Source organism: Candidatus Leptofilum sp., from assembly GCF_965223285.1.
GTDB lineage: Bacteria > Chloroflexota > Anaerolineae > Promineifilales > Promineifilaceae > Leptofilum.
Window position 1 is genome coordinate 4,759,955 of record NZ_OZ244997.1, and the last position, 22,588, is coordinate 4,782,542.

The window sequence follows — 22,588 nt, forward strand, 5'->3', positions numbered from 1 at the left end:
GTTTAGAACCTATCTGCCGACGGCCGTCTGCTCCGCCGCGTGTTTCTTTTTGTTGTTTTTCGCCGAGTGCCGCTGCCCTGCGGCCGTTTTTGCAAAGCCGAATCCCGCGAGACATTAAGCAAGATGCCTGCCCCCACCATCGTGATAGCCAGCGAGGTGCCGCCATAGCTCATGAAGGGCAAGGGGATTCCGGTAAAGGGAATAACGGCCGTAATCACTGCAATGTTGATAAACGCCTGGTACACAATCCAGCAGGTGATGCCCATTGCCAATAACGAGCCGAAACTGTCGCGGGCGCGGGCGGCTGTACGCAGACCACGCCACACAAACATGCCCAGCAACACAACCACCAGCAGCGTACCGGCTAAGCCGAGCTCTTCACCCAGGATGGCAAACACACCGTCTGTGTGAGCAAAGGGGAGCGGCCCAAACTTTTGGGTGCTTTCGCCCAAGCCGACGCCAAAAATGCCGCCACGCCCCAGCGCAATCAGCGATTGCTGCACGTGCCAGCTGGCCTGCGCCGGATCAGACAATGCCTGCGTGTACGCATCCACGCGGGCTTGGGCGTGGGGCAGTGTGTTAATCAAGAGTAAAAATACTGCGCCACCAAGAAAGCCAGCCACGGCAAACTGCCGCCAATCGGCCCCGGCTACGAAGAAGAGCGTGAAGCTAACTAGGGCAATTAAACCAGCTGTGCTGAGGTCTGGTTGACGCACAATCAGAGCACACACTACGCCCACAATCACCGAGAAAGGCAGCAGGCCGTAGGTAAGCAGCTTGATGCGGTCTCCTTTGCTGGAAAGCCAGTGGGCAATGTAAATAATCATGGCTAGCTTGGCAATCTCAGATGGTTGATAGGAGTCATTGTATAAACCACGCTGGGCGCCGAGGTCGGAAACGGCCGTAAAAAACAGAACAAACAGCAGACCCGCTAGCGTCGCCCCTAAAAACGGCACCGAAAAGCGTCGCAAAATGTGGTAATCAAACTGCATCACGCCGACCAGGGCGATGAAGCCCAATCCCAGTGCCATAAATTGCCGCCGGAAATAATAAGTAGCATCGTCTTGAAAGCGTAAGCCGTAGTCGAAGGTGGTGCTGTACACCATCAGCATTCCCAAAACCAACAATCCGGCGATGGAGAGCAGCAGCCAGTAATCAAACCGGAAGCGCAATACCGGATTCACGCGATTGCTTCTTTTTCGGACGATATTTACTGTGGTCATAGAAAAACCCTGTTGGATTAGTTGATAGTTGTTAGTTTGCTAGTGGCTAGCAACGAACCACTAACCACTAGCTACTATCCACAAATTACCTACAATGCATTTACCAACTGTCTAAACAACTCTCCGCGCTCGGCAAAATTGTCGAAGGCATCAAAGCTGGTGCCGCCGGGTGAAAGTAGCACAATATCGCCAGAAACGGCCGTTCCCGCCGCCAATTCCACCGCTTCTGCTACCGTCCTCACCTGATGCACGTCAGAATGCCCTTGTTCAGCGAGTTTTTCAGCCAGCATGTCAGCCAAATCGCCAAACAGGATGACGGTCTTAACGCGCTGGGTCACTTCTTCTGCCCAGACTTCCCATTCCATTGCTTTGTCTTTGCCACCAGCCAGCAAAATGAGTGGCTCACTGAATGCATTCACAGCCGCCATCGCGCGTTCCGGGGCAGTGGCGATGGAGTCGTTGATCCACTGCACGCCGCGCCGGGTGCGAACCAGCTCCAGCCGATGCTCAACCCCAGTGAAGGTGCGAATGGCCTGAGCAATTGCTTCGGCGGGAATGCCTGCTGAGTCGGCCAGGGTGGTGGCAGCGAGGACGTTAAGCAGGTTGTGGCGACCACGCAACTGCACCTCATCTACCCGGCAAACCGCTTTTTCTGCACCATTGCGGATGACGATACGGCCGTCTTTCACAAAAGCCCCTTCGGTTACCTCATTTTTCAAGCTAAACAGCCGTAGCTGCCCCTGCACAATCGCGCTTAGAGCCAGGGAGCCGGGGTTATCGGCGCATAAAACTGCAATGTCGTCGGCCGTTTGGTGGCGCAAAATATTGGCTTTGGCGTTGGTATATGCCTTCATTGTCTTATGTCTGTCCAGATGGTTGGGCGTGATGTTTAGCACGGTGGCAATGTGCGGGCTGCGATCCCAAATTTCTAGCTGGAAGCTGGAAAGCTCCTGCACCACCACGTCCTCAGGTTCCATTTTGTGCAGATCGGCAATAAGCGGCTGGCCAATATTACCACCCACCCAGGTGTGCCGTCCGGCGACCTGGCTCATCACACCTGTGAGTGCCGTCGTCGTTGTTTTGCCTGCCGAGCCCGTGATGCCAATAACGGCCGTTGGTGCCCGCTTGCTAAACTCCAAAGAGTCATTGGTAATCGGGATGCCTTTTGCCTGCGCTGCCTGTACCAGCGGTGCCTCTAACGGCACGCCACCACTCACGGCCAAAATGTCTGCTTCGTCTACAAGTTCCATCGGATGTTCTCCCAACACATACCGGATATTCAGGTCTTGTAATTCGTCCAAAATATCTCGTAGTTTTTCCGGCGAGCGCAAATCCGTCACAGTGACTGCCGCGCCCGCCTCAGTAGCAAACCGGGCCAACGCTTTGCCTTGCCGCGCCAGACCAAGAATGAGTAGTCGTCTGCCTGCCAGTTCATCCATTTCATAGAGACTGGAGACTGGAGATTGGAGATTAATCTCTAGTCTCCAATCTCTAATCTCTAAATTTGCGCCAGGGCAATGCCAATCATGGCGCTTAACAAGCCAATGAGCCACCAACGCTGCACAATCTGGGTTTCGCCCCAGCCAATCGCTTCAAAATGATGGTGCAGTGGTGCCATCTTAAACAGCCGCTTGCCGCCAGTGGCTTTGAAATAAAGCACCTGAATGGTGCTGGAAAGCATGGTGGCAATGGGCACAATGGCAATAATGGGCAAAATGAGCCATTGGTTGGTCATGAGAGCAACCACGCCTAGCGCACCACCCAAAGCCTGCGATCCCACATCACCCATGAACATTTGAGCCGGGTGGGCGTTGAACCACAAAAAGGCAAAGCAGGCACCAACGGTAATAAAGCAAAAAATGACCAAAAATTGCTGGTCGCGCAGCAGGGCAATAATGCCGTAGGCGGCAAAGGCCGTGGCGGCGATGATGCCTGCCAGTCCATCCAGCCCGTCGGTGATGTTTACCGCGTTGGCTGTACCAGCAATGATGATGACCGCCATCGGAATGTAAAAAATGCCAACATCTAGCAAAATCGGGATGGTGGGTACAGCGACCCAGCCATGCCCATCGTTTACGACCCAGTAGAGAACGGCCGTTGCCACGAATGCAATGCCTAGCTGAAACCAGATTTTAACTCTGGCGCGCATCCCTTTTTCCCCATGCGGGCGGGGGTAGATTCCTAGATAGTCGTCTATGCCGCCCAAGATGGCATAAGCTACCATCACGCCCAAGGGGATGATGATGCTTTCGGCAATTTCCAAATCCTGCACAATCTGCACAATATTGACCATAATGCTGATGATGACCACCCAGCCCACAATCAAGATGCCACCCATGGTGGGGGTTCCCATTTTGGTCATGTGAGTGTTCGGGCCGTCGATGCGAATTTGCGCCCCTAATTTGAAGCGTCGCATTAGCTCCACCAGCGGGCTGCCCCAAATGACAGCCATTAGGAAGGTGACCCCACCAATGGTGAGTGCGAAGGCCATTAGTCGTATTGCCCCAGTGCGTTGATGATTTGATCCATACGCATGCCCAACGATCCTTTTACCAAAACCGTATCCTTTTCTTCAATGAGTTCTTCCAGGATGGGTACGGCCGTAACCGCATCATCCACCATAATTACTTTGTCTTTGGGCAAGCCGCTGGCAATTGCTTCGTGGCCAATCCAGCGTGCCCGCCGCCCCACGGTGACCAGCAGCTTGGCAACTTCAGCTACCCGACGCCCAATTTGTCGATGTGCCTCTTCTTCCATGTGGCCCAGCTCTAGCATATCGCCCAAGACGGCTACGGAACGGCCGTCTAAATCGTGCATTAGGTTCAACACCGCCATTACGGAGGCGGGGCTGGCGTTATAGGTGTCATCAATGATCAGCGAATTTTTGGGGCCAGGGACTGTATCGAGATGAAGTTGAACGGCCGTGTTGCGTAATCCATGCAAAATTTCATCCCAGGTGAGCCCTTCAACCAAGCCAACGGCTGCCGCGCGCAGCGATGTGTGTACGCTGTGGCGACCCAGCAGCGGTACCTGTACCACTAACGATTCATCTTCGTGGTGCAGCGTAAAGCGTACGCCGTCCAGCCCCATCGAGCGAATATTGTCTGCCCACAAATCGGCCGTGTTGCTTAAACCGTAGGTGAAAACTCGCGCTTGAGTATGGTCGGCCATGCTCATCACGCGGGCATCGTCTTTGTTTAGAATGGCCGTGCCGTCGGTTGGCAATGCTTCCACCAGCTCGCGCTTGGCTTTGACAATGTTTTCCATACTGCCAGCCCGTTCCAAATGCACGGAACCTATCAGCGTGACGACCCCGATCTTGGGGCTGGTCATGTCACACAAAGTGGCAATCTCACCCGTGGTATACATGCCCATCTCCAGCACTGCCAGCTCGTCTGTCTCCTGCAAATCGAAAAGTGCTAGGGGCAAGCCTAGAATGCTGTTGCGGTTTCCTGGCGATTTGAAGGTGCGGTAACGGCCGCACAGCACGGCGTGAGTCAGCTCTTTGGTCGAGGTTTTGCCGACGCTGCCCGTAATGCCAATCACTTTTGCAGGAAAGCGGGCGCGCCACGCCTTGGCGGACGTTTGCAGGGCGGCTATGGTATCTTCAACCACCAGGCAAACAGGCTTGGACGCGCCAAGCGGCACAGTGGTTGGCGCGGCGGTACGCAAATCTATAGTTGCGTACGCATCCGAAATTGGCCGGTCCACCAGTGCCGCAATCGCTCCCTGCTCAAACGCGGCCGTAACAAAATCATGCCCATCAACCTTTTCGCCTGTGTAAGCGACAAAGAGGCTGCCTGGCACAACTTCTCGGCTGTCCATCACCACCCGCGACACAACCGGCTCGCGGCCGGTTGGTTCGTAAGTGGACAATGTTTGGAGGAAGTGTGCTAATGTCAACATTTCGGTAATCAGCAGGTCAGTATTCAGTAATCAGTAGGTCAGTTTTCAGCTTTTACTGATTACCGACCACTGTCTCACTGATTACTGGCCTTGTCTCGCTGCCATCACGTCTGCCTGTAGGCGTACGGTGTCTGGCGGTACGTCGAGCATAACAACAAGTTCATCTGCTAAATCGGCGAAGGCAGGTGCAGCTGTCTGCGACCCCCAAGGAGCCGTTCCAGGCCGATCGATCTTGACGTAAATAATCATTTCCGGGTTTTCGGCAGGTAACCAGCCGATGAAAGAACCAATGACATCGTCGGGCAAGTAGATGCCGTTTTCAGCAATTTGGGCGGTGCCGGTTTTGCCAGCAATGGTGTAGCCACTCACCTGGGCTTCTAACACTTCACGGGTAACGGCCGTTGTGGCCATAGCAGTCACTTGTGCGGCCGTTTCTGGGCTGATGGGACGGCTGAGTACGGTAGGCTCATGCACAAAGATACCATTTTCCCCATGAATTTCTTCCACAATGTAAGGCTGCATGATGGTGCCGTTGTTGGCCAGGGCAGAAACGGCCGTAATCATCTGTAAGGGTGTTACAGCAATACCCTGCCCGTAAGCGTTGGTGGCAATAAATGATTCCGTCCAGAGAGAATCGCCCGGTAGCGGCATGGTGCCCGCTGCTTCAGACATTAAATCCACCCCGGTCGGACGGCCAAAGCCAAAGCTCTGCAAATAGTCGTAATATACATCTGGCCCCATCATGGTTGCCAAAGTGGCTGCGCCTACGTTAAGTGAGCGAGACAGCAAAGTCGTCATGTCGGTGGTGCCGGGTGCGCTGCGGTCCCAGTTGTACGTTTTGTGACCGCCTACTTCTAGAATGCCCGCATCGTAGTAGGTGGATTGAGGCGTTACCACGGCAGCATCCAGTGCAGCAGCCATCGTAATCAGCTTCATAACAGAACCTGGCTCATGCTGCTGGCTCACGGCCGGATTCAGCAGAAGACCTGTGTCTGTTTCATAAAATTCAGCAGGCGAGTAACAGGGGGCACTGGCCATCGCCAGAATCGCGCCCGTTTGAGGATTCATGACGATGATGCTGCCGCTAACGGCGCGATAATCTTCCAGGGCGCGGCGTAAGTGATCTTCCACAACATATTGCAGCGAACGGTCGATGGTGAGCACCAAATCTGCGCCTTCGTGGGCGATGACGCTTTGCTGCGAGGTAAGTGGCGAGATGTTTACGACAGCACTGGCAGCTTCGCCAGCCAATTCCCGCTGATAATACCCTTCGACACCGCTGCCGCCGTTGCCGTCAAAATCTACATAGCCCAGCGAATGGCAAAGCATGTCGTCCTGCGGGTAAAAGCGGCGGGGCAGGGGGTCAATTTGCAATCCTTCGTAGGGTAGGGCGCGTACCAATTCTGCAACCTCAGCGGAAACACGACCAGATAGCAAGGCGAACGATTGGTCAGATTGCAGGACGCCGAGAATTTCATAACGTGATTGCTGCAAAATGGGAGCCAGGGCAGTGGCTAACTGTTCGGATTCGGTAACAAGACGGGGGGAAACGCCAATTTGGTAATCGGCGGTGTTGGCGGCTAGCACCGCGCCGTTGCGGTCAAAGATAGTGCCACGCTCTGGCTTGGCCACGACGAGTATCTCATCGCCAGCGCGCTCGGCCCACTCTGGCCCTTGCACTACCTGAAACGCCACAAGCCGCCCAACAATAATGAGGGCGGCAAATCCAAGGATGGCGACCACTATCCACATCCGGCTTTTTTGACTACTGTTCACGAGCTTCGCCTCTTATAAAATCGCTAAACCGGTCACTCAGGTAAAGCCAAATTGCTTCACGTACAGTTTCGGCCGGTGGCGGAACGGCCGTTACTGTTGGTACAATCTCCAGTGGATCGGTCTCTACTACCTCCACTGGGTAATCCGGCACAATAATGTATTCAATATCGCCCGGTTCTGCTTCTACAAACCCTAAACGAATTGCCTCCGCTTGCAGGCGGTCTAATGCCTGTGCAGCGGCGATGTCTCGTTCCAAATCATTGTTTTGCCGCTTCAACTCGGTCAGCTCATTTTGCAAAATTTGCACTCGGCGACCCACCGAAGCAATGCGGCTGGCCTGGCTCACGTAAATAGTGCCCAGCAAAGCAGCCAAAACCAAAATGACCCCCCAGCCCAGCGCGGCTTGCGCTTCGGTGAGGGCGTTGAGGCGTTTTAGCTGTTCCCGAGTTTGCCGTGCCATCATAGTTTTAGTTTTTGGTGGCTAGTTTACTAGCCACTTGCCTACTTCTTCTCAATCACCCTTAGCCGGGCGCTGCGGCTGCGGCTGTTTTGGGCAATTTCTTCGGCAGATGCCTGAACTGCCTTGCGCGTAATGAGCCGAAAGTTGGCCTGGCCGCCGCAGGTGCATATTGGTTGGTCTGGCGGGCAGGTGCAATCTTTGCATAAGTCGCGAAATGTTTGCTTCACAAAGCGGTCTTCCAATGAATGAAAGCTAATCACAGCCAAACGGCCGTGTTGCCCTAATAACTTTAGCGCAGCCATCACCCCGATTTCAACCGTTTCTAATTCCTGGTTCACGGCAATACGCAATGCCTGAAACGTTTGGGTGGCTGGGTGAATGCGCCCACGGTGACGTATTGTTTGGGCGATTTTCTCGGCGAGTTGAGTGGTGGTGCTGAACGGCCGTTCCTGCACCATCATCCGGGCAATCTTGCGACTGCTTTTTTCTTCACCGTACCGCCACAAAATATCGGCCAGGGCAGCTTCTTCTAAATTGTTAATCAGGTCTGCGGCCGTTTCACCTCTACTGGTGTCGAACCGCATATCCAGAGGGCCTTCCTTCATAAAGGAAAAGCCACGTTCGGCATTGTCTAGCTGACGAGACGAGAGTCCTAAATCCAGCAAGATGCCATCTGCTTCACTGAATCCATGTTGCGGAGCCAGGTTACCCATCTCTGCGTAGCTGGCGTGGACGTAAGTGACGCGCTCGCCATAGGCTGCTAGCTGTTTCTGGGCAAAAGCAATCGCTTCTGCATCTTTGTCAAAGACCAAAATGCGCCCTGAGGGCGCGGATTTTTGCAGCATTCCTGCTGCGTGGCCCCCTGCCCCTAACGTGCCGTCAATGTAACGGCCGTTTGCCTGTGGCCGCAGCAAAGTGAGCACTTCATCGTACAGAACCGGGATGTGAGAGAAGGTGCTCATGTGTTCATGTTTTCAGGCTTTCAAATGTTCCACTTGAAAACCTGAAAACCTTGCTAGATGCCCAAATCTTCCCAGCGGGCGGCATCGCCATCACTTTCAATATCTTCACGGACGGAATGCCACGCCTCGGTGCCCCACAGCTCCAGATAGTTAAACATGCCAGAGATAACAACATCACGTTGGATGTTGGCGAAGTCGCGCAGATAAGGTGGCAGCAGGATGCGCCCCTGTCGGTCCGGTGTCAGGTCAACTGCACCAGAAAAGACGCGCCGCCGAAATGCCCGCACGCCCTCGTCTGACAACGGCCGTTGCGCAATGCGCTCTGCCAGCTCTTGCCAGCCATCCATGGGGAAAAGCATCAAGTTTTGGTCGAAGCCACGCGTAACCACCAAGCCCGCTGCCAGCAGGTTGCGGAACTTTGCCGGAATCGTGATTCGGCCTTTGCTGTCGATGGTGTGTGTGTATTCGCCTAAAAACATGATGCTATCTTTACAAAATTAGAACAATTGTTCTGATCGCCCCATTTTAGCATAAGTTTGCGGGATTTTTGTGGAAATTTGCACCACAATGCCCCACTTTTAACCACAATAGGCCACAGTATACACCAAACCCGTTTGAATGTGAAGTAGAAAAATAACTTTTAAGGTGCTGTTTTGTTGTAGGATTTGCTAAATAATGGAACCCGTCCAGTAAATAACGGAACACGTCCATCAAATAATGGAACTGGGGAAACGTCTACTCGTGTATATAATGTAGGATTCTCGGTTTTTGCTCTGGCGCAATTCGTAGGCTGGTTCCACTTTTTACTGGATATCGTAGGGCAGTTCCATTATTTACTGACAAACTCTATATTTGCCATTTTTGTCTACCTCTGGAAGGCCGTTCCATTATTTCGTGGATCAGTTCCGTTATTTAATGGATCCTACATTTGTGGCTCAATCTGGCACTGCAAACGGTGGCCTGACAATGGTTCTATTGTGTTTGTTGAAATAGAAATTGATAATGCAAACTGAAGATTAGCTTGATGAAGGAGTTACTTATGAACCAATTTGCCCGAATAACCGACCGTGAAGTTGAAGCCTCTGTTAGCGAATTAGTCGATAATTTTTTGCTTGGCAGTAAAACTTCTGACGAATGGAAAGACATCCATGAACAAGCTGGTTTGATGCTAGCGCAACATACGCAGGAACTGCGAGAGTTGATGACGCAAATGCAATCATTCACGCATCAAACTTCTGTAGAAACGGTGATGGCAGCCCAATCGCGCATGGCTGCTTTGCGCTGGCTCATCCAATCTATTGAGCAAGAGATTCAACGGCTGGACAAAGCATACCGCGAGACAGCCCAAATTGAGCAGCTTTTGCGAGAGCGCGCAAAGCTAAATGCCGCTTAAAGTGAAACAATAAGTTAATAGACATTGTGTGCCATCCTGAAAATTGGATGGCACTTTTTGTTTGGGGCAGTAGGCAAAAAAAATGCTCCGAGTGGAGGGTGCTCGGAGCAGGAAGGAGGAGGAAAACGAGTTAAAAAGCAATTCAGCCTTACACTAGTCACTATACAGAAATCCTCGGATGAAATAAATGGGAATTCCACCCCATGACAGCGGAGCTACTATCAGTAGTTGGTAATCAGTTTTCGGTGCGTCGGTTTTAGCTGTCGAATTTTGAGTCGTCGAGGCGTTTGCGCCAGCTTTCGTCGTCATCTTCGTGGGTTGATTGTGATTTGTCTTGTGCTGCTTCAGCTTCCATTGCTTCTACGGCCGCATCCAACTGATCTGCTGGCAAGGCGCGAACCAAGCTCCATTTACCACAGTGTGGGCAACGGTCGTATTTGCCAACAACGACGTTCAATCCCCAAATGTGGCGGGCAAATGGCTTATTGCATTTGGGGCAGATGGTACCGCCGACGGGGCCATGCACATTGAGGCTTTCTTGTTCACCACTTTTGCGGCCTCGGTTGGAGATTCGGGAAGCTAAGAAGCGGCCGCCTATTGCAATCACAATGATGGGGATAATAATGTAGAGTGCTATGCGCGTAGAATCACCGCCAGAAATAAAGTTTCGGGTGAGTCTGTTGGATTCAATGGTTTGCCCATCTGCTGTTTGGCCGATGGCGTAAAGGGTATGGGTGCCGAGCGCATACCTGTCAGTTTCAAACTGGAGGCGGAAGGGGGCTTCGCTATCTTCACCAACAAGCTGATCATCAATATAAAAGGAAACGGTCTCCAGATTGTCTGGCCCTTCAACGCGAAAAGAAAATCGTCCTTGAATGTTGGAGCCTAAGCCTGTGCCAAAATCGCGGTTCAGGCGGAGTTGAAGCGAGCTGGTTTCTTGGGCAACGGCCGTTGCCACGACGACTAGGCTTAACAAAACGGTAAAAATGAGTGCCCAACGCTTGAGCCAACACATCTTACGTTTCCTTTCCTGATGGGTCATTGGCGTGCATCAGGGCAATAAGTTCATCCATGCGATTGCGACGATACAAATAATGCAGCAGATCGCGCACCTTGGACTTTTTACTGGTAACGGTTAGCTGCTCCCAATCAATGCCGAGGGCAACGGCCGTTTTTTGCAGCTTTTCCAAGTCGTAGTGAGCCAGTAGGTAGTGGCGTAAAATGGTCGGCGGGGATTCCAGGGAAATTTTTTCTAGACGGGGCAAGGCCTCTGGTGCAGGTGGCGTTAAAATGCGCTCAACGGCCAAGGCAAGTTGACCGGTTTGGCCACGCTCTGCCGTCAATTCCATCATGTTGATGATGAGCTGGTGCATATCTTGCTGCACGTTCATCACTTCGTTTTCTCGAATACGGAGATCAAAGAGCAAATCCAGCACGTCTTCTCGGCCTAATCGGTCCCGAATCTCCTCGTAGATCATTTGCCGGTCGAAGGCGGTACCAGTTTCATCGGTGCCGGGTGAAAAGTGAATGTTGGCGTCGGGGTTAGTTGTTGCTGCGGGTGGAGGCGATACGGCCGTTGCTGGGGCAGTAGCTGACGCTTTGCCAGCTAGTTGCCAGGGCTGAAACAAGCTAAACAGCCAATAAGCTGCCCCGCCAATCAGCAGGCCAGCAATGACGTAAAAGAAGAAGCCAAATTGGGCCAACATTTCTTCGCGATTGAACGTTCCCAGGAATGTGTCTAGCAGTACGGCTGAGGTAACGGTGAGCAGCCCCACGCCCCAATTAACAGACGGCCGTCGCCAAAACATGAACAAGAAGAAGGCAACCACTACAAATTTTAGAATTAACAATACCAGCATATGCTTCCTCAGAATAGTGGGCAGATGGTTGCCCATTAACGCAGAAATTGTAACATTCAGCAAGGTAGGCGCAAGAATGTAAAAGCCAAACAGTATCTTGGATTGGATTGAGCGCAAATTTGGCTTTTGCTTTAGCAAACCACAGAGAAGTCGCTCTTCGATTCTCAAAATGCTTTCTGTGGTTTGCAAACGGCCGTAAAAATAATCAAGAATGCTAATGTTGACATAAATTTGCAACAGGTGATATGATACCCGCCATGCCTGCAACCAAAATCGGCAAATTTCTACTAAGTGTTGGTTTGATTCTGCTGCTAACCCAGGCAGCTTGTGTTGAACAACCCGCGTTACCCACACTGGTATCACCCTTGCTGCTTCCCCAACAGAGTGAAGAAGTGGCCGCTTTTGCTGTCCCTCCAACCTTTACGCCACTTGGCCCCACAGCCACTATTGATCCCCTCTTAAACTTTGCGGATAATGCACCGCTTGGCCCCACACATACGCCAACAGTGACACCCATTTTGCCCAGCCGCACGCCTACCCCAACCCCAACGCCCACGCCAACCAATACACCCACTATCACCCCCATTCCATCAGCGACGCCAATTGGTAACGGTCCACTTCCACCTTATCTGCAGGGCGATCCGAACCGTAGCAAGCTCAGCATTCACGTCATCTTCAATAACGATCCGCGCATCATGACCTTTGTTCGGCAAGCCCAACCCGCTGTTATCAAAGGAGTAGACGATTTTGGCTATTTAGCAGAAGTCGAGCGGGAATCTCCAAACACCATCATCATTGCTCGGCGCGATGAGAGAAGCCAGGAATATGTTGGCAATCCAGAGGAAGAAGCCCGCAAGTTTGTGCAATCCCAACTGCGCCAATACCAGCTCAATCCGGCAGTGGATTTTTGGGAAGGTTGGAATGAACCAGACCCCGGTTTGGAACGAATGGCCTGGTATGCGCGGTTTGAACAAGAGCGCGTGCGTGAACTGGCTCGGTACGGATTCCGAGCCGCCATTGGCGGTTTTGCCACGGGCGTTCCAGAAATAGATGAATTTGCCTTGTTCATTCCGGCTATCGAAACGGCAATGGAATATGGCGGCATTCTCACCCTGCATGAATACAGTGCCCCGGTGATGACCTACGGCTACGGCAGTGCCTTGCCAGGCTATCCATTTCATGAAGATCGCGGTACGCTCACCTTCCGTTACCGCTGGTATTACGAAGAGTTGCTCATTCCGCGTGGATTGGTCATCCCGTTAGTCATTACCGAGGCTGGCATTGATGGCATCATAGGCAATCGGCCTGGGCCGCCAGGGAAAGGCTGGTCAGATTTTCAACAATATGCCGTGCAGCAGGGGTGGGGCCGCACCGGAGACGAGGCGTTCATAAACCAACTAGCCTGGTATGATGCTGGTGTGCGGCAGGATGATTATGTCCTGGGCTTTACGGTGTTTACCGCTGGTCCGGTAGCGCAGTGGGGCCCTTATGATGTTGGCCCTCTGTTACCCAAAATGGCAGACTACATTCGCAGTCAAGAATAGCTGGTTGGATACGCAACCTTTTCTATAGTGCACACGTATGGTGTAGTAGATTTGCCCATGTTAGGCTTGGGCACAGTTTCGGTGTAAGGATTGTTTTATGGATGAAAAGGAAAAAAAGTCCCCGATGAACATAGAAGCGATTGCCGGGAAGCGAACTGATCCCGGCTTTTTCCGTGAGGTTTGGCAGCAGGCGCGTCTGGTTTATTATTTGTTACGTGATCCAGAGGTGCCATTTTATTTGAAGCTGCTGCCGTTTACGGCCGTTTTGTATCTGCTCTGGCCAGTAGACCTTTTGCCCGATGTTTTGCTTGGATTAGGGCAATTAGATGATTTGACTGCTTTATTAGTTAGTTCCAAGGTATTCATTGAGATGGCCCCGCCCCATCTGGTGGCTCAACATATGGATCGCATCCGCGCCGTTGATGGATATGACGCTATGGACAGTGTAAACGAGAAAATTATTATTGACCCACAGCCCGCGGAAAAGGAAAAAGACCAGGCATGACCTGATCTTTTCATAAAAGTTATAAATCAATGCCCGACATACAAATGTCGGGCAATTTTGTTTTAGATCACACCCAGTTGCTCTAACAGCCAATCCCCACCATATTGCCACATAAAGATTAAGAAGCCACAGCAGCAGAGCATGAGAATAACGGCCGTAATCGCAATAATCATGTTGCGGCGTTTCTTTTTAGCAGCTTCATCCTCGTCTGGTGAAGGCACCAGCGGCGTGGTGCCGGATGGCATAGGGGGCGGCATGGGCACATCGGCAGGGGGTGGCGTGAATGGGGGGGAAGGGTCTGGTTCCCAATCTGAGGGTATTTTTGGCTCCTCGTCCAGGCTGGGTATGGCAGGCAAACCTTCTGCCAAAGCATCATCAACGTCATCCAAGCCGCTGGCCTCATCCAAATCCAGCGCATCACGCAGCCCACTGGAATCGACAATTGTGGCTGCTAAATTGTCCCCGGTTAGCAGTGCTTCATAAAGTAACGTCACGCCGCTGCCCATGCTGATGGTAAATCCTGGTTCCAAATCAACAGGTTCAGATTCCAACCGCTGCCCGTTGACAAAGGTGCCATTGGTGCTGCCTAAATCTTGCACCTGGTAGCCAGTTTCTGTTTGGGTGAAGCGAGCATGTTGCCGGGAGACTTCTGGATCATTCAGAATGATGTCTGAGACGGGGTCGCGCCCAACGGTGAGCGAGAGGGTTTCTAACAGGAATTTTTCGCCAACTTTGGGTCCTTTGCGTACGGTGAGTTGGTATTTAGTATCTGCCACGGCCGTTTCCTTGTTTTGCTAACTTTCGTCAATTCAGGTCACAATGTCGTGGGCATTTTAACCAAAAAGGCAGGTCGATTGCAAGTTTCTGGTGAGTGCTATCTTGATGCATGCATAATTGGGGCAATAAGCGGCCAAGCTATTCGGATGGTTTGCGGCGGAACCGCGCGGCCAAAGTGCGATGGAGTATTTGCGCTTCGGTGATGTTGAGCAGTTGCACCAGCCCCAAAAAGGTTAACAGCCCCAGGCCTCCAGCCAACGCGACCACCGATAACTTTCCCAAGAATCCTGTGGTCGGCAGCAAGCTCACCACGATTTCGCTGGCACCGAAGGCAACCAAACCAGTCAGTATCGAAGCGACGACTGCTTTCCAGGTGGCCGTGCTGAGGCCAAAACTACGCAGGTCCCCTAGCTGTTTTTGCAGCAGCCAAAGCATGATCATCGTGTGGCAGAAATGTTTAATGGCGTCGGCAACCATCAAGCTGTACAGACCGATTGGTTCCAATAGCAAAACGGCCGTAATTGTGTAAATCACAATGCTGATAATACCCGCCACGGCCGGCCGCCAGGTATCTTTGCGGGCGTAAGAGGCATAGACGAGCATCTGGTCGATGGCGGCAAAGGGCAATCCCGCTAAATAAACGCGGAGGACGTTGGCAGTTACGGCCGTATCTTGCGGCGTAAACTCCCCATGCTCCAGCAGCAGGGCGATGATGGCTGGGGCCAGGGCGAACAGACCGGCGGTGGCGGGCAAGATAAGCGTCAGCACCAGGCGCAGCCCGCTGGCTAACGTTTGCTTGAACTCCTGTACCCGGGCCGTAGCGGCCGCAGCGTCTACATTTTTATTGGCGTGGTAGGCAATGACAATTTGGGAAAGTGTCGGGAGCGTGGCCATCGACAAGGCGGTGACAACGAGACCCAGTGGGAATTGGTAAAGCGTGGTGGCATAGGTCATGTACACGACGCTGTTGTCGCCAGTGCGGATGGCCAGGTTGTAGCTAATCCAAATAGCAACCTGGTTTACTAGCAGCCCCACCACAATGGGCGCATACAAAATGAGGATGCGGCGCACGGCAGGGTGTCGCCAATTGAACTGAATGCGAAAACGGCCGTCGCGCAGCGCAGGCAGTTGCAGCACAATCTGCAAAAAAGAGCCAAGCAGCAGGCCATAAACCAGGCTGTCAATTTCGTCGGGGCGCAGCAGTGCCACGACCACAATGGTGCTGTTGAACACAGCGGCGGTGAAGGCGGGTAGGGTGAACCGCTCCAGAGCATACAGCACTCCCGTCAGGATGCTGGCAATCGACAAAAAGAGAACGGCGGGGATGGCCAGGCGCATGAGCTGCTCGGTAACGGCCGTTAAGCTGCCATCCGAAAAGTTGCGCGCTCCAGCGAGCCAGGCGACCTGGGGCGTAAAGAGCAGCACCAGGGCAACAAGTACCAGGAGAACGGCCGTGGCCAAACTCAAAAAGGTACTCACTACGCCCCACAGCTCTTTTCGCCGCTCCTTGCTGGCAAAATCGCTAAAGACCGGCACCAGCGAAGAACTCACCATTTCGCCACCCGTGATCAGGTTAAACAAAGTCATCGGCACCAGGGCGGCTACAGTGTAAGCACCCAGCAGGTCAGACGCGCCAAACAGGTTCGATTTGACAATCTCCCGGACCAGCCCCAGCACCCGGCTGGTGATGTTGCCAATGGCTAAAACGGCCGCTGCCTTCACCACGCCTTTGTTTTGGCTGAGATTGGTGGGGGAAGACGGCCGTTCCGCCTCATCCAGCGGGACGGGCTGATTGGCATCTTCGGTGGCGTCTTTTGAGTTGAGCAAATGGTTTACCTTTGGCACTAGAATTTTCGCCACAGAGGACACAGAGGACACAGAGACTAAAGAGGGAATTCTCGAAATCTTCTGTGTCCTTTGTGGCTGTTCAATTTAGATTCAGAGCCGGGTGCATTCTAGCGGATGGGCGGGGGCAGGGCAATGATTGTCAGCCTACGTTTTGGTACTGTTTCGCCTGTGTGAGCAAAAATGTTAAACTGTCTTGGCAATATAGACCTTAAGCCATGCCCCAACTACGGCGGCGGTTCATCCCCCAGCAAACCCTCGGCTGGATTGCGCGTTTGCCCCAATCCTGGCAGCAACAGAACAACTGGCTGCGGCTCATAACCGCCTTTCACCGCACCCAGGTTGGCGACATTAGAACGGCCGCTTACGGCAAATACCTCATCGACATTGTCTCTTGTACCTCCTGCCACGCCGAAAATTTGGCGGGCAACTATGGCCAGCTAGATGGCCCGCTCGGCCCCAATCTGACGACCTGGGTGCAAAATTGGAGCGAGGCTGAGTTTGCTACGGCTTTACAAAGTGGGGTGCTGCCAGACGGCCGTGTGATGAGCAAAGAGTGCCCTGGCTCGCCTACGCCGAGATGTCTGACACAGAAGTAGAGGCGATTTGGGCCTATTTGAACACGGTAGAGCCGTTACCAAACAACGCTGCTGAGTGAGTAGGCAAAGAGCGTACCAAAAATCGCGAGCACCCTCTGGTTGGCAGCCGGGAGCGCTTTTTTATTGGGAACTGCTTGACAACGGCCGTCTTAATCTGCTAATATATTTACAAATAAGTTTGTGATGCAAATAATAATAGTAATGCAAATATATTTGTATATTGCAAAAGAGGGTTGTCATGAAAGACCTAAACAAAACAATCCGTCGTTCGCAACAATATTGGTTTGATGATGGTTTGGTGGAGCTGCTGCTAGGGCTGCTTTTTCTTGTTCTGAGCGGCCTGTTTTGGTGGCAGGTAGTCAGCGACTCAGAGTATGCACCTCTGGTTGGGGGCATTGCCATGCCGTTTATCATCATTTTGGGTTCAATTTTGATGGGCGTTGCCCTCCGCTGGCTCAAGCAGCGACCGGTGTATCCACGCACGGGCTATGTCACTTATGTCAAGCCAACCAACAGGCAGCGCGGCATGAGTGGTCTGCTTGGGCTAATCATTGGCATCGTCATGGCTGTGGCCGTAACCCAATTTGAGCTGGCTAAATTGACGGCCGCATTTATTGGAGCCGGTTTAGGCTTTGGCCTGTTCCTGATAGGCAACCACATGGGTGTATTGCGCTTTCACCTGCTGGCTATCTGGGCGGTTGCCAGCGGCGTCCTGATTACATTTTTGGGCGTGGACGAGTCGCTTGCCGCCACGCTGGCACTGGGGCTTGTTGGCCTGGGCATGATGCTTTCTGGCGGTTTTGCCTTCTGGCGTTATTGGCAAAACAGTGAGCCGGGCAACGATGAGCCAATGGAGGCCTTGTCATGACCGATTTTAAGCAGATGCTGGAGACGGATCGGCTCATTCACGAACCGGCCCGTCTGATCATCATGGCGTTGCTGTACGGGGTAGAAAATGCCGATTTTACCTTTTTGCTCCGAGAAACCGCGCTAACGCGAGGCAATCTCTCTTTTCATTTGAGCAAGCTGGAAGATGGCGGGTATGTAGGCATTGAAAAAACGTTCAAAGGGAAACGGCCGCATACGCTATGTCGTTTGACTGAGAACGGCCGTATTGCCTTCGACGCCTATCGCCAGCAGTTACAGCAGACAGCCAGTTCCTTACCAGAGTAAAGCAACAAATTATGACGGCCGTTTCCTAAACGATGCATGATTGGGAAACGGCCGTCTCTAGCCAACAAAATCCCCAACCAGTATAATCTCCCTCAAAGTAACAAGAAACACCCACTCGCTATCGAACCGTTAAGCAGCAGCGCAACGCGAGAGAAACCTCAATCGAATTCATCCTTTTCTCTGCGCCTCTGCGTTAAGCAACTTTGAGGAGCAAAATCCGTGTACGACAAAAAAAAGCTGGCCGAACTGGCCGATCATCAAGACAAATGGGAAGAAACCACCCTGCACAAAACCCTCTCACACTTTCCTGAGCGCAAAGAGCAGTTCATGACCACCTCCAGCGAACCCATCAAAAGGCTTTACACGCCGCTGGATGTCGCCGATCTCGATTATCGGCAAGATTTGGGGATGCCTGGTGAGTATCCTTACACGCGCGGCGTCCATGCCACCATGTATCGGGGACGGCCGTGGACAACCCGCATGTTTGCTGGCTTTGGCACGGCCGAAGAAACCAACGCCCGCTATAAATATCTGCTGGAGCAGGGCAACATGGGGCTATCCGTCGCCTTCGATTTAGCCACGCTGATGGGCTACGACACCGACGCACCTGAGGCTTTAGGTGAATTTGGTCATTGCGGCGTGGCGATTAGCAGCCTCAAAGATATGGAAATCTTGCTGGACGGCATCCCCCTTGGCGAGGTTAGCACCAGCATGACGATTAACAGCCCGGCGGCCATTATCTGGGCGATGTACATTGTCACGGCTGAAAAGCAGGGCGTACCCATGGCCAAGCTGCGCGGTACGCTGCAAAACGACATCCTCAAAGAGTTCATTGCCCAAAAAGAGTACATCTTCCCGCCAGAACCCTCGATGCGGCTGGTAACAGACACGGTGGAGTTTGGCACCAACCACATGCCGCAGTGGAACACCATTTCGATAAGTGGGTATCATATTCGGGAGGCGGGATCAACGGCCGCTCAAGAGCTGGCCTTCACGCTGGGCGACGGGCTGGAATACGTGCGCTGGGCATTGGAGCGCGGCCTGGATATTGATGATTTTGCCCCGCGCCTCAGCCTCTTCTTCAACTGCCACAACGACTTTTTTGAAGAGATTGCCAAATTCCGCGCCGCCCGCCGCATTTGGGCGCGAGAGATGCGCGAGACATTTGGTGCCAAGAACCCACGCTCCTGGCTGTGCCGCTTCCACACCCAAACAGCGGGTGTCTCCCTGACGGCACAGCAGCCGGAGAATAATATTGTTCGCGTAGCCATTCAGGCACTTGCGGCCGTTCTCGGCGGAACCCAAAGTTTGCACACCAACAGCATGGATGAAGCTCTGGCCCTGCCCAGCGAAGAAGCCGTCACCATTGCCATGCGAACCCAGCAAATCATCGCCGAAGAGAGCGGCGCGGCTAATACCATCGATCCGCTGGCTGGCTCCTTTTTTGTGGAGCATGAAACCAACAAGATTGAAGCTCAGGTTTATGAATATTGGCAACAGGTTGAGGAGTTGGGCGGCGTATTACCTGCCATCGATCAGGGCTTTTACCAGCGGGAAATTTCTAACGCCGCCTACCAATACCAGCGGGAGATTGACCAAAACGAACGCACCATCGTGGGGGTGAATGGTTACGCTGAAACGAGCGAAGAGATGCGGATTCCCATTTTGGAAATGGATCCGCAGGGGTATGAACGGCAAATCGGCCGAATTCAGCAGGTAAAGGCGGAGCGCAACAATGAAAAGGTGGGCGCAGCCCTACAAGCCCTTCGTGAAGCCGCACAGGGCACGGCCAACACCATGCCTTTCATCCTTGAAGCCGTGCGGGAATACGCCACGCTGGGCGAGATCACCGATGTCTTCCGCGAGGTCTTTGGCACTTATGAGGAACCGACCTGGATTTAGGTGAGCATGGAAATTCTTGAGCGGGAATCGGCATTCGCAGCGCTCAATGAAGCAACAAGAGAGGCAGTAGAAGAAGGCAACGGCCGTATCGTACTTGTCAGTGGCGAGGCAGGCATTGGCAAAACAACCCTGGTAGATCAATTTATCGCTGCTCAAGACAAACGTGTGCTGTGGGGCGTGTGTGATGCCCTCTTTACCCCACGGCCGCTTGGACCGCTTTACGATATGGCGGCTCAGGTTGGGGGAGAAATCCGCGAGCTGCTGCAGGATCAACCAGATCGCCCAGCCATCTTTGCTGCCTGCCTGAATGAGTGCCATACGCCAACTATTCTCGTATTTGAAGATGTTCATTGGGCAGATGAAGCGACGCTGGATTTGCTCAAATATTTGGGACGACGCATTCACATGACTCGTTCGCTTCTGGTTGCCACCTTTCGGGATGATGCGCTGGGGGCACGACATCCGCTGCGGCTGCTGCTGGGGGATTTGGCGCGGTCAGTGGGGGTGCAGCGCATTAAGTTGTTGCCGCTCTCAGAAACGGCCGTGCGCCAACTGGCGGGCGAGCAACCGATTGATGTGAAATCATTGCACCAGCAGACGGGCGGCAATCCCTTTTTTGTGACCGAAGTGTTAGCTGCAGGTGGGGGCGGCATTCCCGACACGGTGCGGGATGCGGTGCTAGCGCGGGCGGCACGGCTGTCGCTATCTGGGCAGGCGGTGCTAAATGCGGCGGCCGTCATCGGGCAGCGCATTGAACCGTGGCTGTTGCAAGAAGTGGTGCAGGCTGAGGCAACGGCCGTTGAAGAAAGCCTGCAAGTTGGTGTTTTGTTGGCACAGGGAAACTACTATGCTTTCCGTCACGAATTAGCCCGCCAGGCCATTCTCGATGAAATTTTGCCCCATCAGCGCACCTTTTTGCACCAAACTGTATTGGACGCTCTTAAAGTATCTCCTGCCGGGCAAAATGATGCAGCTCGGTTAGCGCATCATGCCGCTGGAGCCAACAACAGCGAGGCAATTTTGACATTTGCCCGCCAAGCGGGGCAAGAAGCAGTGCAGATGGGGATGCACCGCGCCGCTACCACCTGGTTTGAACTCGTTTTGCCCCATGCTGAAGCCCTGCCGATTCAAGAGCAGATTGCGCTTTATGAAACTTACGCTTTACATAACCAGTCTCAGGATTTAGCCAAAAGTTTTGGGGCATTCCAGCGCGTTGTTGAATTAGCCCAGGCGACCAATCAGCCCGTTTTACATGGGCTGGCGTTGGTGCGCATGGCGGTTGTTCATTATCGGTTAGGGGAGTTGACAGCATGTGACCAGCTGCTGCAGGAGGCGTTGGTCATTCTGGAGCCGCTGGCGCCCAATCGTGCCCTTGTCTCAGCCTACCCGCTGGTTGCCATGCGCCATCTTTTTCAGGGCGAGGCGGAAACGGCCGTAACCTTTGCCGAAAAAGGGCACCAAATGGCTGTTGAACTGGAAAATATCGAAGGTATCTTGCAGGCTTACCAGGTTGTTGGTCTCTGCACTATGCCGCTCGACCATGCACAGGGCTTGTATCACCTGCAACAGTGCTTGGAGCTGGCGTTGGCAAACAATCATTTTAGAATGGCGGGCACAATCTACTCCAATTTAATCATGCATCAGTTAGACACCTTGCAAACCAGCAAAGTAGAGCAGTGGGTGCAGACGGCAAAGCCTTATTTGGTTGAACACGATTTGGATTTCAACCTAAACATGACTCGCGCTTGGGAAGCCATGTTGCGCTTTTATCAGGGTCGCTGGGCAGAGTGTGAGACCCTCTCGGCAGAGGTTTTGCAGGCGTCGCCTGCACCCATTGCCCGTATCCCGGCATTGGTGGCTCAGGGTCGCCTTTGTGCCCGTCGCGGGGAAGCCAAAAAGGTCAATGAACTGTTGGCTGAATCGTACACTTTGTCCAAGAAGCTGGACAATCAGCAGCGCATTGGCGTTTATTACTGTGCGGCTGTCGAGGCTGCCTGGTTGGCTGGTGACAAAGCAACGGTGCATGAACTTTTGGTAGCGTTTTATGAGACGGCCGTAAAAAACAAACTCCCTGGTTTTGCGGCTGAAATGGCTTACTGGCAGTGGCGAATAGGAGAATCAGTCGAAACTTTTAGCTGGATGGTAGAACCCTTCGTGCTAGAAATTGACGGCGATTGGCAAACGGCCGCTGCTGCCTGGGAAGCGTTGGGCTGTCCCTACGAGCAGGCTCGCGCCCTGGCCAGCGGCGATGTTGAAGCCCAAAAAGCAGCGTTGCTCATCTTTGAGCGGCTGGGTGCCAAACCAATGATCGAACGAGTACAGCAGCAGTTGAAAACGGCGGGCGTGCAGGCAATTCCGCGCGGCCCGCGCGCCACGACCCAAGAAAATCCCTTCCAGCTTACCAACCGCCAGCTAGAAATTTTGACCCTGCTCACCGAAAGTTTGACCAATGCCGAGATTGCCGCCCGGCTGCACATTTCGCCCAAGACGGTGGATCATCACGTTTCGGCCGTTTTGGGTAAGCTCCAGGTTTCCTCACGTGAAGAAGCGGCCGGGATAGCTCGTCAACACCCTAACCTTTAACCTCTTCCAAAACAGCCTAATTGCCAAAATAGGGAACGAAAAATCGCAAAATAGGGAACCCCTCCCGATGTACCATTGGAT

The 22,588-nt window shown here is 53.0% G+C and carries 20 protein-coding genes; 8 read left to right on the forward strand and 12 right to left on the reverse strand.

Going from position 1 to position 22,588, the window contains the following annotated elements:
• Positions 1-2 precede the first annotated feature (2 nt).
• From ACOQPU_RS21360 to mraZ, 8 genes are all read right to left on the reverse strand, one after another.
• Entirely contained in the window at positions 3-1,223 is a 1,221-nt protein-coding gene (locus ACOQPU_RS21360) for an FtsW/RodA/SpoVE family cell cycle protein (RefSeq protein WP_420641862.1), read from the reverse strand.
• An 89-nt stretch (positions 1,224-1,312) separates the two neighbouring features.
• Positions 1,313-2,662: a UDP-N-acetylmuramoyl-L-alanine--D-glutamate ligase gene (murD, locus tag ACOQPU_RS21365; protein ID WP_420641863.1), complete on the reverse strand. Its 1,350-nt coding sequence runs from the start codon at positions 2,660-2,662 to the stop codon at positions 1,313-1,315.
• A 59-nt stretch (positions 2,663-2,721) separates the two neighbouring features.
• Positions 2,722-3,714: a phospho-N-acetylmuramoyl-pentapeptide-transferase gene (gene mraY, locus ACOQPU_RS21370; RefSeq protein WP_420641864.1), complete on the reverse strand. Its 993-nt coding sequence runs from the start codon at positions 3,712-3,714 to the stop codon at positions 2,722-2,724.
• The gene (locus ACOQPU_RS21375) at positions 3,714-5,129 is read right to left on the reverse strand and encodes a UDP-N-acetylmuramoyl-tripeptide--D-alanyl-D-alanine ligase (protein ID WP_420641865.1); all 1,416 of its coding nucleotides are present in this window, start codon (positions 5,127-5,129) and stop codon (positions 3,714-3,716) included. Before ACOQPU_RS21375 ends, mraY begins: the two co-directional genes overlap by 1 nt.
• Before the next feature lie 81 nt (positions 5,130-5,210).
• Positions 5,211-6,905: a peptidoglycan D,D-transpeptidase FtsI family protein gene (locus ACOQPU_RS21380; protein WP_420641866.1), complete on the reverse strand. Its 1,695-nt coding sequence runs from the start codon at positions 6,903-6,905 to the stop codon at positions 5,211-5,213.
• Positions 6,895-7,368: a hypothetical protein gene (locus tag ACOQPU_RS21385; protein WP_420641867.1), complete on the reverse strand. Its 474-nt coding sequence runs from the start codon at positions 7,366-7,368 to the stop codon at positions 6,895-6,897. Before ACOQPU_RS21385 ends, ACOQPU_RS21380 begins: the two co-directional genes overlap by 11 nt.
• A 38-nt stretch (positions 7,369-7,406) precedes the next feature.
• Positions 7,407-8,327: a 16S rRNA (cytosine(1402)-N(4))-methyltransferase RsmH gene (gene rsmH, locus ACOQPU_RS21390; RefSeq protein WP_420641868.1), complete on the reverse strand. Its 921-nt coding sequence runs from the start codon at positions 8,325-8,327 to the stop codon at positions 7,407-7,409.
• A gap of 53 nt (positions 8,328-8,380) precedes the next feature.
• On the reverse strand, positions 8,381-8,806 hold the full coding sequence (gene mraZ / locus ACOQPU_RS21395) for a division/cell wall cluster transcriptional repressor MraZ (RefSeq protein WP_420641869.1): 426 nt from the start codon (positions 8,804-8,806) through the stop codon (positions 8,381-8,383).
• Between the two features lie 560 nt (positions 8,807-9,366).
• On the opposite strand from mraZ, the gene ACOQPU_RS21400 reads away from it, so the two are divergent.
• Positions 9,367-9,720: a hypothetical protein gene (locus ACOQPU_RS21400; RefSeq protein WP_420641870.1), complete on the forward strand. Its 354-nt coding sequence runs from the start codon at positions 9,367-9,369 to the stop codon at positions 9,718-9,720.
• 256 nt (positions 9,721-9,976) lie between these two features.
• On the opposite strand, the gene ACOQPU_RS21405 is transcribed toward ACOQPU_RS21400, so the two are convergent.
• Complete coding sequence (locus ACOQPU_RS21405) at positions 9,977-10,735, reverse strand: Ig-like domain-containing protein (RefSeq protein WP_420641871.1); 759 nt, start codon at positions 10,733-10,735, stop codon at positions 9,977-9,979.
• A 1-nt stretch (position 10,736) separates the two neighbouring features.
• Positions 10,737-11,579, reverse strand: a complete 843-nt coding sequence (locus tag ACOQPU_RS21410; protein ID WP_420641872.1) for a hypothetical protein — start codon at positions 11,577-11,579, stop codon at positions 10,737-10,739.
• Between the two features lie 257 nt (positions 11,580-11,836).
• Here ACOQPU_RS21410 and ACOQPU_RS21415 point away from each other — a divergent pair, with 257 nt between their 5' ends.
• Together ACOQPU_RS21415 and ACOQPU_RS21420 are read left to right on the forward strand one after the other, a co-directional pair.
• A complete protein-coding gene (locus tag ACOQPU_RS21415) occupies positions 11,837-13,123 on the forward strand; it encodes a hypothetical protein (protein ID WP_420641873.1) in 1,287 nt (428 codons plus the stop codon).
• A 97-nt stretch (positions 13,124-13,220) separates the two neighbouring features.
• Complete coding sequence (locus ACOQPU_RS21420; RefSeq protein ID WP_420641874.1) at positions 13,221-13,628, forward strand: YkvA family protein; 408 nt, start codon at positions 13,221-13,223, stop codon at positions 13,626-13,628.
• A 62-nt stretch (positions 13,629-13,690) separates the two neighbouring features.
• Here the strand turns inward: ACOQPU_RS21420 and ACOQPU_RS21425 are convergent, their stop codons facing one another.
• Positions 13,691-14,404 (reverse strand): FHA domain-containing protein, encoded by a 714-nt coding sequence (locus ACOQPU_RS21425; protein WP_420641875.1) that lies wholly within the window; start codon positions 14,402-14,404, stop codon positions 13,691-13,693.
• 139 nt (positions 14,405-14,543) lie between these two features.
• Positions 14,544-16,250: a murein biosynthesis integral membrane protein MurJ gene (murJ, locus tag ACOQPU_RS21430; RefSeq protein WP_420641876.1), complete on the reverse strand. Its 1,707-nt coding sequence runs from the start codon at positions 16,248-16,250 to the stop codon at positions 14,544-14,546.
• A 218-nt stretch (positions 16,251-16,468) separates the two neighbouring features.
• On the opposite strand from murJ, the gene ACOQPU_RS21435 reads away from it, so the two are divergent.
• From ACOQPU_RS21435 to ACOQPU_RS21455, 5 genes are all read left to right on the forward strand, one after another.
• On the forward strand, positions 16,469-16,849 hold the full coding sequence (locus ACOQPU_RS21435; RefSeq protein WP_420641877.1) for a hypothetical protein: 381 nt from the start codon (positions 16,469-16,471) through the stop codon (positions 16,847-16,849).
• A 238-nt stretch (positions 16,850-17,087) separates the two neighbouring features.
• On the forward strand, positions 17,088-17,717 hold the full coding sequence (locus ACOQPU_RS21440) for a hypothetical protein (RefSeq protein ID WP_420641878.1): 630 nt from the start codon (positions 17,088-17,090) through the stop codon (positions 17,715-17,717).
• The gene (locus tag ACOQPU_RS21445) at positions 17,714-18,022 is read left to right on the forward strand and encodes a winged helix-turn-helix domain-containing protein (protein WP_420641879.1); all 309 of its coding nucleotides are present in this window, start codon (positions 17,714-17,716) and stop codon (positions 18,020-18,022) included. Before ACOQPU_RS21440 ends, ACOQPU_RS21445 begins: the two co-directional genes overlap by 4 nt.
• 219 nt (positions 18,023-18,241) lie before the next feature.
• Positions 18,242-19,924 carry an acyl-CoA mutase large subunit family protein gene (locus ACOQPU_RS21450; RefSeq protein ID WP_420641880.1) on the forward strand — a complete coding sequence of 561 codons (1,683 nt, stop codon included), beginning with the start codon at positions 18,242-18,244 and terminating at the stop codon, positions 19,922-19,924.
• A gap of 6 nt (positions 19,925-19,930) precedes the next feature.
• Complete coding sequence (locus ACOQPU_RS21455) at positions 19,931-22,507, forward strand: ATP-binding protein (protein WP_420641881.1); 2,577 nt, start codon at positions 19,931-19,933, stop codon at positions 22,505-22,507.
• Positions 22,508-22,588: the final 81 nt, after the last annotated feature.